We start from the raw sequence: 15285 nt of genomic DNA on the forward strand, positions 1-15285 counted from the left end.
CTAAACGAGCATAAAAAAAGAGGCCGAAGCCTCTAATTTTTAAAACCTGAAACCAATTCTCAGTTGTGGAGCCACATTCAAGAATGTGTATTTATTTACTCCGAGCGGGATCGCTAAGGTCAATTCGATGCCCGAGTTGAAAGTATATCCCACAGCGGTTGTAAACTCATAAATTAAGTCGGACGGGTCACCGGCTCTATTCAGTTGAAAGGTGCGAACACCAATACTTTGAGTGGTAAACCAATTGTTGGTGGTTGAATTGATTCTATACTTTGCTCTAATTCCAAATTGAATTAAGGAAAGTGTTTCTGGTTGGTCATTCAGGCCAATGCCCCAGTCTAGATCAATGCCAAATCCCTTATAAAAGTACCAGTCTGCTCCAAATCCGAGAACGGGATTGGTGATTATAAACCTTGAATTATGAAAATAACCACTGTAGATGTAGAATGACTCGTTCATCAACGTGTTATTCGGAGCTAGATAATCGTCCATATTAGAATCAGAAAATCCAACCGACTCAATGGTGGAAAGTGACTTCGTTATTGTCACTCCCCTGGAATTGGGAAGTTCATAACTCACTTCGTTGTCTGAAATGGAGATTACTTTTACCAAGGATGTGTCACCTTCTAGGGTAATAATGGTGTCTTGGGATTGTGCTGTTGAAAGGTATCCACATAGCAACGCGAATACAGAGAGAGTGATGCGTTTCATATCCTGCAAAATTGATGTTCGAAACTAATGAATTAGAATCGAATCGTCAATCTTATCGGTTAAGTGCTTCGTGTTCTTGCCAAGGTTCCACAAAGGCAGAATTAGGTTTGATATCCGTTCTCCCTATCTCAATCGTCTTCATATTTCATCTTCATCTCTGAATACGAGGAGTGAATCAATTCGCGCAACGTTGGAATGTGCACATCGGACAGTCGGGATACATACAAGCAAGCTGCTCCCGTTTTGAACTTGCCGAGCTTTTGAAGTAATGCGCTGTGATTTTGCAATCCAGAATTGATGGAAATACTCAGTTTGTTCTTGCGAGCAGAGAACCCAGTATAGAACCATTTGCCCTCTCTTCCCGAAGGGTATTTGTACTGATAGCTTCCAAATCCTATCAATCGATCTCCCCACAATTGGGCCTTCATACCTGTTACCTCGCTCATTATTTCTAACAGCGTCTTGCAATCTTCACGTTGCGAATCGGTATAAGCGGTCGATAGAATGTCAGCTTCAGTGGCTAGGCGAGCTTCGTGTCTGGACATGCGGAACAAGTGTTAAGTGCGTTCCTTAAAATATGCATATCAGACATTTAAAGCAAGAGCTAGATTCTTACAATTTCGACTTGATCCAATCGATCAGCTCCGGCTCATTTACAATGGACCAAGAGTGTGGTTTTCTGTTGCCATTTACGTCGTATCCGCGATCTCTTGTGTTGATGAGAGTGGCGTCCGAATGCCCTTGACTAACCAACGCAACGTAGAAGGCACTCACATCTGTCATGTTTGATTCTGCTGAGGCGGCCATTCTATTTTCAACCCACCATTCAACATCTGGCTCATGGATGAGTATAATGGGAGTTTCTAGGTACGGGGCAATTTGGGGTTCGTCGGGTGAAGAGTAGCTGTAAACTGAAGCATCAACATACTTGTCATATTGCTCAGAGGGAGTGCCTTCAAGATGAGTGAGTAAGGTCTCGGTGATTAAGTTGCACTCCCATATATTGCTTATTTCGTGGTTTCGTTCTAAGATTTTGACGCAGGTTTGAAAGAATCTCTCAAGGTCGAGCGGAGGGTCAACTGCAAAACATCCTTTCATTTTGTAACCGTACATCGACTTTCCAGAATTGCAGTATTCCGTGTACCTCAATGCCCGAGTACCACTTGCAGATATTCCTCCGATGAAGGTGTTTTTACTTGGGATTTCTGGATGCTTTTCAAAGAGTTGATGCAGTAAGGAGTCTAGTCGTTTAGGGCCGTCGTCGTTTAGATATAAATCGGGATAGTAAGCAGAAGTTCGGGTGACGAAGACCGCCATTGAATCCTGAAGTGCCAATGGCGTGAACTGATAGGTGTATCGAACAGGCAATTCCGGTAGCTCGGAAAAATCTCTGATGATTAACCCGAGAACTTCTCCTTCGGGTAAGAGGAGTATTCCCTCTGCGGAAGATGTGGTGTAGCGCTCTATGTTTTGCGAAAGGCTCGTCAGACTGAATAGCAATGCGAGTAGGAGAATAGTGTGTTTCATGAACGTAAACTACAATGTATCCATCGCATCCTTCTATATTTTAACAAACCTTAGCATCTCTGTTACTCCGTGATGAAGGATTCGAACTTGGTATACGCCATTGGCTAATTCTGATACATCGATCTTCTGATTGATGGGATACCTTGTGTACGTTTGGAGGATGATCCCATTCTCCGAGATCAACTGAACAGTGTCTAGAATAGGAGCTGGATGTTGAATGAATATTTCGCTATTGGCCAAAGTTGGAGAAAGCTGAATCTCTTTCCGAGCGACTTCGGTTGCAGAGAAACTTGGGAGAAAGCGCCAGGTTTTGGCGGAGCGAGTTCCATCACTTCTGAGGCCGAAGGTTAAATAAAAGGCCTTGTTCAAGGTCCACGCCATTACTTCTCTCAAGCCATGATCGGGTAAAGGTGTTTCGCTGTGCCAAGTAAGTTCTTGGGTGTTGAAGTACCACAGTTCATTGGAATATTGTCCGCTGGCATCGCTTCCTCCAAAAATGTACAATCGATCATCTATAGCTACCATGGCAGAGAATGCAAGCCCTCCTGCGGGATGCTGACCGATCTCTGTCCATCCGTGGCTGGGTGAGAATGAATAGAGTTCTGGTCGATACGCTCCCGTTGAATCGACTCCACCAAAGAGATAGCCGAGAGAGTCGGAGGTGATGTATGCCGACCTCCATCTAGAGCCGAAAGGCGTTTGGCCGTACAGCGACCAAGTGTTGTTAGCGATGGAGTACTTCCAAATCTCGGAACAAGAAGCGGATCCAGATTCGTCCCCGCTCACAACGTAAACATGTCCCTTTAGAAGAAAGCCAGCAGCGCCATATCTTCCGGAATCGGGTAGATTGGCCAATGGACTCCAAATTTGATTGGAGTAATTGAATTCCCACAAGTCATTTCGCGATACACCTTGGGTTAGTCCGCCAAAAACATAACCATGGATAGAATCGGAAACACCTATGGCTGCTTGACGTTCTGCACCGTTAGGCATAGCTACGCCCGGAAGCCAGTTCGGTTGAGAAGCGGCATCGGAAAAATGCTGAAAGGAGTTGAGGTTGTTGTAGGATGCATCTATTCCCGTGCCTACATACACGTCATGATGACCTTGAAGCACAAGACCATCATCTCTTAACGTTCCGGGAAATAGGTTGAGCTCCGTCCATTGTCCAAAAGACGCGAACGAGAGCGTTAGTAAAAGCGCCGTGCTCAGGGTGGGCTTCATACGATTGTTTTAGGTCTCGTGGTGAAGTTAATCACCTCAAATCAACCACGCAACAAACGCAGACAGCTCTATCGCCTTCTAATATTTGTTTTTGTCTTGGAAATCAAGGCTTTTCACGCCCAAGGCTTTGAGGAATCGCTTTGCATTAATCTTGATGGCCTCTTTTACAGATGTAGCAGCTTTACGGGCTGCAGAGTCGTCTGGACGTGAGATGAAACGACTATCGCTGTAGCGGAATCCCTCCCCAACTTCAGTGTAGAAATAGGTGTAGAAAGATTTTCTAGACTCTCCTTCGGGGATGTTGATTTTGGAATATCCGTGTGGCGAGTTTTCATCCGTATAGAAAATGACTGCACGATTGTGAGATGGAGCTACGCGCTGTTCGCAAACTTTCATCTCCTTATCCCACAACTCTAAATGACCACCGTATTCTTCTTTCCACTCTTTGTTGAGGTAAACCAAGAGATTGATACGACGCCACAAGTTGGTTTCTGGATTGTAGTTGACATCGATGTGAACATCAACATAACTACCTTGACCACCTTGGTGAACACCTGAGCCTAGGGAGTCTGGCGTGGTTTTCAAGCCTTCAATCCCAGTGATCTGCGACATGAATTTCGCGAATTCATCGCTTTGAACGGTGTCCCGTACCTCACCAAAAACGGGATTCCATCTTTCAAAATGGTAATCCTCAGATTTATTCTCGTTTAGGCTTTTTCGCTTCACATTGAGTGATTCGAGAGAGGGGAAGTTGGCAAACATCGTGTCGGCTGCTTCGCTGTCGAAGAAATCATCGAGCACCAAATGGCGGCAAGGATGACCGTTGTCGAATTGCTTTCGGAGCTCAGCAATGGCTTCTGCCGAAGTATACTTAGGATTGATGTGCTTCATGATATCTGTTGTAGCTTCCATATCTCAACGGTATGAGCGGCGTAATAGTTTATACAATAACCCTCTTGCGAAGGTATGAATTGGAATGGCTAGTAATTCTCGTCGACCAATGTAGTGGTGGAATTTATCTCCACGAATGACTTTCATCAGCTTGCGCGCGAACTCTTCAGCAGGCATGCCGTTTTCTTGAGCTTTTGAATTTACTCCGAGTTTTTGGCCAGATGCATTCAAACTGTTCAGTGTTACATTGGTTTGAATGAATCCTGGACTAATCACTTGAACAGATATTCCACGGTTGAATACTTCTTCTCTCAAACTTTCCATCCATAGGATAACTCCTGCTTTACTGGCCGAGTATGCCGCAAGATTACGCTGACCAAATTTACCAGCAATGGAAGCAATGCCAACGATCTTGCCCGACTTGCGTTCTAGCATATGAGGAAGTACGGAGCGTACCAGTGCCATGGTGCCAAGAAGGTTGATATCTATGATGGTCTTTTCAACCTCCCAAGAATTATCTTCTACGGCTCCAAACTGGCCAATTCCACCATTGCTTATTACCACGTCAATATGCCCAAAGGCAGAAATGGCAGCCTTTGCCCATTCGCTGGCTTTTTCGTGTTCCGAAAGGTTCAGTGGAACAACTGCAATATTGTTGGGGTTTGGGCAAAGCCCCATGACGCGTTTCAACTCGTCTGCTCTGCGGGCAGAGAGTATCACTTTGTGCCCGACACAAGCTAGTTGCAAGGCTGTAGCTTCTCCTATTCCCGAAGAGGCGCCAGTAATCCAATATACACGAGTAGAATTCTGCATGTGCCAAATGTACATAACGATGGGAGGATAGAGGATGGAGTGCGTCAATTTGACGATTGAATGCTTCGATATTCAGCATGTTATTGCATCTTTGCGCCAAATTGGTGGTGGAATACCGGAAAAGCATGGAGAGATAATAGAAATATTTATACTCCCTCTTTGTATTTAAAAGAAGTCGCTTATATTTGCACCCCAATTGGAGACAAGAGGTCCAAGTTCAAAGCATAGATAGACATGAAACGCACGTATCAACCTTCGAATCGCAAGAGAAAGAACAAGCACGGTTTCCGTGAGCGCATGGAGTCCGCTAATGGACGTCGTGTCCTTGCCGCTCGTCGCGCAAAGGGTAGAAAGAGACTCACTGTATCAGACGAAGGAAATTACAAAGGCTGATATGTGATGTAGATATCAATTTAGAGGTGTTGCCGTTGGTAACACCTTTTTTTTGTGCCTACTCAAATGCAACTCGTACCTTAGAACATCTGTCTAAACATCAGTAACATGCCAAAAGATACATCTATCGGATCTGTTCTTATTATCGGTTCAGGTCCAATTGTAATTGGTCAAGCTTGTGAGTTTGACTATTCGGGTTCTCAAGCTTCACGATCATTGCGTGAGGAGGGAATCGAGGTGACACTTATCAACTCTAATCCGGCTACGATTATGACGGATGAAGTAGTTGCTGATCACGTTTACCTCCTTCCTCTAGAAATTGAATCTCTAGAGAAGATTTTGAAGGAACGCAAGATTGACGCAGTTCTTCCTACAATGGGTGGACAAACCGCATTGAACTTGTGTATTGAAGCCGACAAGCAAGGGCTTTGGGAAGAGCATGGCGTTAAAATTATTGGTGTAGATATCGACGCGATCAACATTACCGAAGACCGTGAGGAGTTCCGTTTGTTGATGGAGAAAATTGGAGTTGGCATGGCTCCTGCGTCAACCGCAACTTCTTACCTCAAGGGTAAGGAAGTAGCACAAGAATTCGGCTACCCACTCTGTGTACGCGCTAGCTACACGCTTGGTGGTGCAGGAGCGACTTTTGTGCACACGAAAGAAGAATTTGAAACAGCATTGCAACGTGGTTTGGAGATTTCTCCGATTCACGAAGTGATGATTGATAAAGCTCTACTCGGATGGAAAGAATACGAGTTGGAGCTCCTTCGCGATAAGAACGACAACGTTATTATCATCTGTTCTATTGAGAACATGGATCCAATGGGAATCCATACAGGTGATTCCATTACAGTCGCTCCGGCAATGACATTATCGGATCGCACGTATCAGCGCATGCGTGATATGGCGATTCACATGATGCGATCTATCGGAAATTTTGCGGGTGGATGTAACGTTCAGTTCGCAGTGAGTCCAGATGAGAAGGAAGATATTGTGGCGATTGAAATTAATCCACGTGTATCTCGCTCATCGGCCTTGGCTTCTAAAGCTACAGGTTACCCAATTGCAAAGATTGCTGCGAAATTGGCGATCGGCTACACGTTGGATGAATTGTTCAACCAGATCACTAAAACTACTACCGCGTATTTCGAGCCAACATTGGATTACGTGATCGTAAAGATTCCTCGTTGGAACTTCGACAAGTTTGAAGGAGCCGACCGCCGCTTGGGAATCCAAATGAAGTCGGTAGGTGAAGTAATGGGAATCGGTCGTTCCTTCCAAGAAGCGCTGCACAAAGCAGCACAAAGTTTGGAAGTGAAGCGCAACGGTCTCGGTGCCGATGGCAAGGGTCTCTCAAATCAAGAAACCATCCTTCACAAGTTAGAGTATGCTTCTTGGGATCGCGTATTCGTACTTTACGATGCGATGCAAATGGGAATTCCATTGCGTAGAATCCATGAGATTACGCGAATCGATATGTGGTTCTTGCGTCAGATTGAAGAGCTTATGCTCCTTCAGCGCGAGATTGAAAAGCACAACTTGACGAGTATTCCGAGAGAACTTCTTCTCGATGCGAAGATGAAAGGCTTTGCCGATCGTCAAATTGGTCACATGATGCACTGCTTGGAAAGTGAAGTTCACAGCAAGCGTACGGAAATGGGAATCAATCGTGTTTGGAAATTGGTAGACACCTGTGCTGCTGAATTCCCTGCACAAACTCCATACTACTACTCAACTTTCGAATTGAGCATGGACGCTCCGGGTGTTGAGCCTTACGCAGAGAACGAAAGCGTAGTGAGCGACAAAGAGAAAGTAATTGTACTAGGTTCTGGTCCAAACCGAATTGGTCAGGGTATTGAGTTCGATTACTGCTGTGTTCACGGCGTATTGGCTGCCAAAGAGTGTGGGTATGAAACCATCATGATTAACTGTAACCCAGAAACGGTTTCTACCGACTTTGATACAGCCGATAAGTTGTACTTCGAGCCGGTATTCTGGGAGCATATTTACGATATCATCCTCCACGAGAAGCCTAAAGGGGTTATCGTTCAGCTGGGAGGACAAACAGCATTGAAGTTGGCTGAAAAGCTCGAGCGCTTTGGTATTCCAATTCTTGGAACCAGCTACGATGCACTTGACCTTGCGGAAGATCGCGGTCGCTTCTCTAATACGTTGAAAGAGTGTAATATTCCTTACCCTGAATTTGACGTGATCACCAATGCTGATGAGGCGAGAGGTGTAGCTGAAAACTTGGGCTATCCAATCTTGGTCCGTCCATCCTACGTATTGGGTGGAGCGGGGATGAAGATTGTGATCAATCACGAAGAACTCGAAACGCATGTAGTTGAGTTGTTCAAAGATTTCCCTGGGAACCGCGTGTTGCTCGACCATTACCTAGACGGAGCGATTGAAGCAGAAGCGGATGCCATTTGTGATGGTGAGAATGTTTACATCATCGGAATTATGGAGCATGTAGAACCATGTGGCGTTCACTCTGGTGACTCCAATGCAACGCTTCCTCCATTCAATTTAGGTGATTTGGTGATGCAGCAGATCAAAGACCACACGGTTACTATTGCCAAGGCTTTGAACACGGTTGGATTGATCAACATTCAGTTTGCAGTTAAAGATGATACCGTATACATCATCGAAGCGAACCCGCGCGCATCTCGTACCGTTCCATTCATCTGTAAGGCGTATGGAGAACCGTATGTGAACTACGCAACTAAAGTGATGTTGGGTGAGAAGAAAGTGACTGATTTTGAGTTCAAACCTGAACTAAAGGGTTGGGCGATTAAGATGCCAGTATTCTCCTTTGACAAATTCCCGAATGTGAACAAAAACCTCGGTCCGCAAATGCGATCTACAGGTGAAAAGATTCACTTCATCGAAAGCTTGAAAGATCCTGTCTTTAAGAAGATTTACGGAGAGAGAAACTTGTACCTAAGCAAGTAAAACGTGCAGATACTACGCACCATATTTTTTATAGCATTGGCGTGGCTCGTCTTTCGATTCTTGGATCGAATGGCGGCCACTCGCCGTGCTAAAAGCGAGGGAATGAACACTCGTCGTCCTCGTGAAGCTTCGCAATCTCAGCGCCGAGAAAGGCGTGAACAAGAGGTGATTATTAACTACGACCCACGTCAAACAAAAAGCGTTATTCGCGATGATGTAGGGGAAGAAGTTGATTTTGAAGAAGTAAAAGACTGATCTCGTTTGTGAGGTTCAATTGAAATTTCCAACTTGGGGGATCAATATATACTGCTACCCTCAAATGAAAGGAATTTTAGATAGCCTTGTAAGAAAAGGAATAGATAAAGCTCGTCAGAGTAAATACCTTCAAAGTGTTTTTGAAAAGCCTATAGCTCTCGATGAACTACCTCTAAAAGGAGTTTTTGTTGATAGTTTTGGTAATGAACATCACTTGCTAGAGGGCTTGCGCACCTATGTGAAGCCGAAGTGGCGACAAGGGATTTCAGGGGTTCGAAAGGAAATTACCCCTGAAATGATCAACACCTTCAAGCTCAACGGGGAAATTGCCGTCAATCGCTTACTTACTACTCTCGATGCAGAGAATATCGACTTGAGTGCTTCCAAAGTGATGGAAGTGGGATGTCACTCGGGAGGTTGTTCCTTCTCTATTGCCGAAGCAGGAGCCAAAAGTGTTACAGCTACTGAATTTACTGGATTTAAGGTAAGTGCTCATACAACCGGTGTAACAGAAGATCGTCTAGCTGATGTTGACGATTATTTGGCCACTATCCGCCAGCAACTAGCTGCTCGTTTCTCATCTAGAGAGAAGGTTGAGTTTGTCAATGATGACATCTGTAATTCTGTAGTGCCAGACGCGAGTCATGATGTGATTTGCAGCTGGGATGTACTAGAGCACATTCATGATCCTGCCAAGGCCATTGCAGAAATGAGCCGAATATTGAAGCCAGGTGGATTGATTGTCCATGAATACAACTCTTTCTTTAGCCTAAATGGAGGGCACAGCAAGTGTACCTTAGATTTTGTGTGGGGACACGCTCGTCTCTCTGTTGAAGATTTTGAACGGTACATCGATGAGTTTCGACCAGAGGAAAAGGATATGGCCATGTCTTTCTTTACGAATGGGCTTAACCGCATGACCCGGGCTCAATTGATTCAGCATCTAAAGGCCGCAGATTTTGAGATTCTATCCATTATTCCATATTCTCGCGAACAACATGCACGAATGGTGTCTGGAGAAGTGCTTGCTCAAGTACGCAATCTTTATCCCGATGCTCAGTTGGCGGATTTGGTAGCGCCTCGAACTCTGGTCATAGCTAAGAAGGTGGGGTAGTTTAATCTCTTCACTTTCAGTCCAATTCCTTTGAGGACCTATTAATTCACGATAACTTAGCAGCAACACGATTTTTTTGGGTTGTATTGCAGGTGTATGTTTTCCTATGCTCTCTCTGTTTACCTCGATTCCCAATGCAATACGCTCCCATCCATCATAGAACGAGAGAACATGATTAAGAAGACGATCAAGACAGCGCGTAAGAAAGGGCTTATTCCACCCATCATCGACAAACAGTTCAATCCCAATATGAGGGAGTGGAATGATTTGTCGCCAGACGAATGGGGAGCCAAAGAAGTAGAATCTGCTCTTGAGGGTCAGCCGGAAATTCTTCCAGATGAAATTCAAGAAGGTGGAGATAATACCATCTTGTATTTTGCACAGCCCAAATCGGCAAGTTTGTACATCAACAAGCTGGTTTCCAAAGTTTTTGAGGCAGAAGAGTATTGGGTAGGTTTCAACAAAGGTTCTGGAGATTTGTACTTTCCTAGATTGGTTGGTGCTCTGTTAGAGAATCAGCTTACCGTTTCGCATTGTCATGCGGTTGCTGATAAGTACGTCCTTGAAATGCTTAGAAATACACATCCAAAGGTATTGGTGAGTTATCGAAATTTGGGCGATACGCTGATCTCCAGACGCGACATGATTGTGCGCGATAAAGGAGCACGTGAATTGATGTCAGACAGTGGACTGGAACGCTTTCTTTCATCGAGTAAGGAAGTGCAAACCGATATTACAATTGAGCTGTTTGCTGCGCAGTATTTGAATTTTTACTCTTCTTGGAAGAGTGCGGCGAATGAGTTTGACGTTCACTTCATTAACTATGATGAGTTTATTTCGAATCAAGAACAAGAGATGATCGAAATGTCGGAAGAGTTTTTAGACCGCGAACTAGTCCGTGATCCCAAGGAGGTGATTGAAGAAATTTCTTCGGGTGGCGGCGTAAACTTTAACAAGGGAAAAAAGGGACGTGGGACCGATGAATTAACGGAGGCACAAAGAGCGAGAATTCGTCAAATTGCCGCTGTCTTTGGCTTAGAAAATTCGGATTACCTGGGCTTTTAATCCATTTTTGAAACAATGAAAGGATTGGTCAAGCAATTCCTGAGTGAATCGGGAATGTGGGCATTGTATGATGAATGGCTGTACAATACTTCCCTTAAGAAACTCAATGAGTACGGTAGGCAAACTCCAGAAGACTGGAGAAGAACTCACTTTTCTGGTAAGAAGGGAGATGTCTTTTTCTTACTAGGCAGTGGATATTCCGTCAATCTTCTCAAGGATTCTCATTGGGATCTAATTGGGAATAATTTCAGCCTCGGGTTCAATAACTGGTTTTTTCATCCCTTTGTGCCGGATATCTATGGCTATGAGGTAGGGTATGATCCGCAAATGGTTCAAGCTCAGATTAAGGCCATCCACGCTGCCAATCCCGATCTCTTTTCAATCCCCTTTTTCTTGCATAGCGGTCTAGCGAGTCAGCGGAAATTTGACAGTTCAGAGTATCCGTGGAAAGAAGAAGATGTGTACATCAATGTTCCCTTTACCCTCCACACGGTAAATGAGCGTATCATCAAAAAATACATTCGCAAATCGGTGGCCAGTGAAGACTTGAACAAACTGCTTCACTATTCGTCGTCGCTAAGTGTTTATCTGGACATGGGCATCCGCTTAGGGTATAAAAAGCTGGTGCTAGTCGGGGTGGATATGAATGACCCGAGATATTTTTATGAAGCTCCTCAGTTTTTGGATCACTCAGCTGAAGTGATGAAAAACTTGAAGCGAATTCATGAAGAATCCGGAAAGAATCAGACGATTCACGCCGTTGCAGATAAGAAGATTACATCGAGATTTGGGTGTCTTCCCGTGGATGAATACATCTATTTGCTACAGGATGAGCTGCATAAAATTGATCCAGAATATCAGATTTACGCGGCTTCGGAGACTTCACGTTTGGCAGAAAAACTTCCAGTTTATCCTTGGTGAGGCTTAGCGCCTAAAAGCCCCATCACTACCCAATAGCGAAACTTGACAAGTGTCCAGCCTTTGATGTGCTGACCTTTCAAGAGAAAGCTAAGATAGAGTAGGGCTGTCCCACCAATCTTAACGAGCTCCAGCATCCATTTGATGACCATAGCGCCCGCACCTTCTTTTTGAAGTCGTGTTCGCTCATGTCCACCAACTCCCATTGCCAGGCCTTTGACGTATTCCATGGTGATGCGCTTAGGTGGAATGATGTGATCGACCACAACTTTAGGAGCGTAGTACACGAGTCCTCCAACTTTCTTGATACGGAAGACCATGTCTTTCTCATCTCCACCTTCAAGACCATCTCCTCTTCGCCCTAGCTCCACATCAAACACTCCTGCTTTGTCGAAACACTCCTTGCGGTACGCCATATTCGCTCCCGTTGGAAATTTTCGCTTGGCAAAGGCTTTGGGTTGATCGCCCATATCGAGAGCAGCCACCAATGGAAGCAGCCATTTGCTCATCCACTTGGGTTCATCACAATCATCGTAGAGCGGATAGAGCTTGCCGCCAATGACATCTACTTTTGGATTCTCTTCAAAGAATCGGATGGTTTCTTCGCAGTATTCAGGACGAACAAAGGCATCATCGTCAATAAACGCGAGGTATTTTCCTTTGGACTCGGCAATACCTCTATTCCTTGCCCATGTATGACCTTGATTGTATTCAATGGAATAGGTTACGCGCAAGTCTGGATGTGCCGCTATGAACTCCTTACAAATAGCATCGGTGTTATCTGGGCTGTTGTTGTTGACCAGAACCACTTCGTACTTCGATTTGTCGAGTGTTTGCTGTAACAGACATTCGAGATTTCGAAGAATATATCGCTCACGGTTATACGTACAAACGATAACCGATAGAATAGGATTTTCCATGCTTAGGCTTCGCTACTCTCAGTTTTGCTTTTTGAATCGCGGTAAATCATGAATCCCAGTAGGGCAATGATTCCATAGAACAGAATGCTCATTCCCAAGTCGATTTTCTCACCCGCATAATATGTTTTCGGCTCAAACACGAATTCTATGGTGTGATTTCCACTTGGAACCACCATAGACCGTAGTAGGTAGTTTACACGGTAGTGATCTACCGCTTCACCATCTACATAAGCCTGCCAAGCTTGATTGGTAGGGGTGTAGTAAATTTCAGAGAATACAGCGAGGGCATCACCACCTGAGTTTTGCGACTTGTACACCATGTGCTTAGGGTCGTAGGATTCAAGTACAATGGAACGATTTACCGTGCTGTCTGGGGCAAAAACAAAACCATCTATGTTCTCTTGAAGGGACGATTGAGCAATGACTTCAACTTGAGGGTTGAATTCATCCATGGCTCGCATTTCTTCTACCGTGTTGTCAACAAAGGTCACTGAAGATGGGAACCAAGCGTTACCACAGGCATTTGGATTCGGAACCGCAACCTTGCCGTTTTGGCCATTTGCTTGAATGAACCACTTTGCATTGAGCATATTGAAACATGAGATATTCCCCTTGCTCAACTGTTCGTCAATGAGGTCTTGATATCTCGCTAATTTAGCACCGTGGTAACCACCAATCGACTTGTGATAGTAAGAAGTGTAGCTGTCGGAAGTCAATCCCGCCGTGGTGTTGAACACGCGGTAGTGAATATCCTTGTCTTTCAAAATCATTTGATCGGCAGCAGATGGAGCGAATGTTTGAGCAAACTCTCGTTCTGGCAACCACTCTTCTTTACCCAACTGATCTTTGTCGAATTTCCATAAATCTACCACAACCAATGCTACAATGGCTAGCAGCGCATAGGTAGGCTTAAGGCTTCCTTTAACATAGAACCAGAGAGCGGCAAAGGTCGCTGCGATGAAGAGTAGGGAAGTAAACGCAGAACTGCGCATCAATGCCTGTCTATCTCCAATTACTTTCGACATGTCCAGTTGTTGCGCAAATCGGCCATCATTTGCTCCTTCAAAAGAGAAGAAGGCAGGTCCAATGACTGCGAAGAATACGGCTATTCCACCCGTTATGTAAAGAGATCTCTTCAGAAGTTTGGTCGATTGTTCACTGCTCAACTTTCCAGAGAAGAGTCGCTCTAAACCCAAAGATGCTACCAGTGGAATGGTAAAGAACACAATGAGAAGTGCCATGGAAGGAACGCGGAACTTGTCGTACAATGGAAGGTGGTTGAACAGAATTCGGTTGAAGGATTCAAAGTGATGCCCCCATGCCATGAATACACTGATGACAGTCACACCAAGGAGAGCCCATTTCAATCGATCTTCCATGGCTTGAAATCCAAACACAATCAAGAAGAACAATACAGCACCCACGTAATAGGCACCGTTTACCAAGCTCTGTTCGCCCCAGTACATCACGCTTCCGGCGTAGCGGTTCGACATTTCAACGGCTTGGTCGCCGCGAGCTTGCTGACTAAAGTTTCGGTAGAGGAAATCGTAGGTGTCTGTGCCTTCATAGGATTGCTTTGCACCTCCACCCATAATGTTAGGGATGAATAATCCCATGGTTTCAAGCGGACTATAGGACCAACTCATGGCATATTCAAAATCGAGGCCTTTGGCTTCTGAATCTCCGCTGTTTTCATTCAAGGCTGAATGTCCACCGCGCATGGATTCTTGTGTGTACGTGTACGTGCTCCACAAGTTGCCAATATTGGGTCCAATCGCAATCAATCCAGCAATCATCACCAAACCGAGGCGCTTGGCAAAGGTGCCAATCACCCCATTTTTTACGGCGTAAACCCCTTCCGTAATGACAATGGCTGCCAAGATAAATGCTGAGTAATAGGTAATCTGGAAGTGGTTGGTTTGAATGGAAAGGCCAGCACCAATCAGGGTTAGGATTAATCCCAGTTTCCATTTTCCACGAAGCGTGAGTATCACACCCGCTACCAGTGGAGCGATATATGCTGCTGCGTGTACCTTGGCAATGTGACCAGCGGCAAAGGAAATCACGAAGAATGCAGAAAAGGCAAAGGCCAGAGATCCGGCGACGGCAATCCATGGTCGGACGCTCAATGCTCGCAGCATGATGAAGAACATGATCATCATCGATGCGAAGATGTAGATACGGCTAGGTTTCCCGAGAAGTGAAATCACTTGTTTCAGGTAGGTAATACCGTTGTTCGGATAGTTAGTAGTGATCTGAAATGTTGGCATGCCGCTGAACATGGCATTGGTCCAAAGTGGTTCTTCACCGTGGGCCTCGCGATATTCAGAAATTTCATGTCGCTTTGCGAGTCCGAGCATTTCATCATCCTGACTCAGTACTTTTCCAGTGAGAGCAGGGTAGAAGTAGATGACATTCAATAGGATAAGAGCAAGAATCGGGAGAATCCACGTCTTGAATACGGTCTGCATAAACTAGGCGTTTATTTTGTTCGAT

Annotated in this window: 14 protein-coding genes; 6 read left to right on the plus strand and 8 right to left on the minus strand. The window is 45.0% G+C overall.

Annotated elements, in window-relative coordinates:
• Positions 1-39 precede the first annotated feature (39 nt).
• From F8C82_RS01705 to F8C82_RS01730, 6 genes are all read right to left on the minus strand, one after another.
• The gene (locus F8C82_RS01705; RefSeq protein WP_151691708.1) at positions 40-711 is read right to left on the minus strand and encodes a hypothetical protein; all 672 of its coding nucleotides are present in this window, start codon (positions 709-711) and stop codon (positions 40-42) included.
• Positions 712-839: 128 nt separating this feature from the next.
• Positions 840-1256 carry a DUF1801 domain-containing protein gene (locus F8C82_RS01710; protein WP_151691709.1) on the minus strand — a complete coding sequence of 139 codons (417 nt, stop codon included), beginning with the start codon at positions 1254-1256 and terminating at the stop codon, positions 840-842.
• 67 nt (positions 1257-1323) lie between these two features.
• On the minus strand, positions 1324-2238 hold the full coding sequence (locus F8C82_RS01715) for a hypothetical protein (RefSeq protein ID WP_151691710.1): 915 nt from the start codon (positions 2236-2238) through the stop codon (positions 1324-1326).
• A gap of 33 nt (positions 2239-2271) precedes the next feature.
• Positions 2272-3462, minus strand: coding sequence for a Kelch repeat-containing protein (locus F8C82_RS01720; protein WP_151691711.1), 1191 nt, complete (start codon positions 3460-3462; stop codon positions 2272-2274).
• Positions 3463-3540: 78 nt separating this feature from the next.
• A complete protein-coding gene (locus F8C82_RS01725; RefSeq protein ID WP_151691712.1) occupies positions 3541-4374 on the minus strand; it encodes a 2OG-Fe(II) oxygenase in 834 nt (277 codons plus the stop codon).
• A 3-nt stretch (positions 4375-4377) separates the two neighbouring features.
• Positions 4378-5166 carry an SDR family NAD(P)-dependent oxidoreductase gene (locus tag F8C82_RS01730; RefSeq protein ID WP_170266116.1) on the minus strand — a complete coding sequence of 263 codons (789 nt, stop codon included), beginning with the start codon at positions 5164-5166 and terminating at the stop codon, positions 4378-4380.
• Positions 5167-5400: 234 nt separating this feature from the next.
• On the opposite strand from F8C82_RS01730, the gene rpmH reads away from it, so the two are divergent.
• The 6 genes from rpmH to F8C82_RS01760 all read left to right on the plus strand — a co-directional run bounded on the left by rpmH (position 5401) and on the right by F8C82_RS01760 (position 11872).
• Positions 5401-5559, plus strand: coding sequence for a 50S ribosomal protein L34 (rpmH, locus tag F8C82_RS01735; protein WP_151691714.1), 159 nt, complete (start codon positions 5401-5403; stop codon positions 5557-5559).
• 108 nt (positions 5560-5667) lie between these two features.
• On the plus strand, positions 5668-8517 hold the full coding sequence (carB, locus tag F8C82_RS01740; protein ID WP_151691715.1) for a carbamoyl-phosphate synthase large subunit: 2850 nt from the start codon (positions 5668-5670) through the stop codon (positions 8515-8517).
• Positions 8518-8520: 3 nt separating this feature from the next.
• Positions 8521-8772, plus strand: coding sequence for a DUF4834 family protein (locus F8C82_RS01745; protein ID WP_151691716.1), 252 nt, complete (start codon positions 8521-8523; stop codon positions 8770-8772).
• Between the two features lie 64 nt (positions 8773-8836).
• Positions 8837-9886 (plus strand): class I SAM-dependent methyltransferase, encoded by a 1050-nt coding sequence (locus F8C82_RS01750; RefSeq protein ID WP_151691717.1) that lies wholly within the window; start codon positions 8837-8839, stop codon positions 9884-9886.
• A gap of 171 nt (positions 9887-10057) precedes the next feature.
• Positions 10058-10951, plus strand: coding sequence for a sulfotransferase domain-containing protein (locus F8C82_RS01755; RefSeq protein WP_151691718.1), 894 nt, complete (start codon positions 10058-10060; stop codon positions 10949-10951).
• Positions 10952-10966: 15 nt separating this feature from the next.
• On the plus strand, positions 10967-11872 hold the full coding sequence (locus F8C82_RS01760; RefSeq protein WP_151691719.1) for a hypothetical protein: 906 nt from the start codon (positions 10967-10969) through the stop codon (positions 11870-11872).
• On the opposite strand, the gene F8C82_RS01765 is transcribed toward F8C82_RS01760, so the two are convergent.
• Together F8C82_RS01765 and F8C82_RS01770 are read right to left on the minus strand one after the other, a co-directional pair.
• Positions 11860-12789 (minus strand): glycosyltransferase family 2 protein, encoded by a 930-nt coding sequence (locus F8C82_RS01765; RefSeq protein WP_151691720.1) that lies wholly within the window; start codon positions 12787-12789, stop codon positions 11860-11862. The two genes, F8C82_RS01760 and F8C82_RS01765, sit on opposite strands and share 13 nt — an antisense overlap.
• Positions 12790-12791: 2 nt before the next feature.
• The gene (locus F8C82_RS01770) at positions 12792-15260 is read right to left on the minus strand and encodes a hypothetical protein (protein ID WP_151691721.1); all 2469 of its coding nucleotides are present in this window, start codon (positions 15258-15260) and stop codon (positions 12792-12794) included.
• Between the last annotated feature and the right edge of the window lie 25 nt (positions 15261-15285).

Origin of the sequence: Phaeocystidibacter marisrubri, from assembly GCF_008933165.1 — a bacterium.
Classification (GTDB): domain Bacteria; phylum Bacteroidota; class Bacteroidia; order Flavobacteriales; family Schleiferiaceae; genus Phaeocystidibacter; species Phaeocystidibacter marisrubri.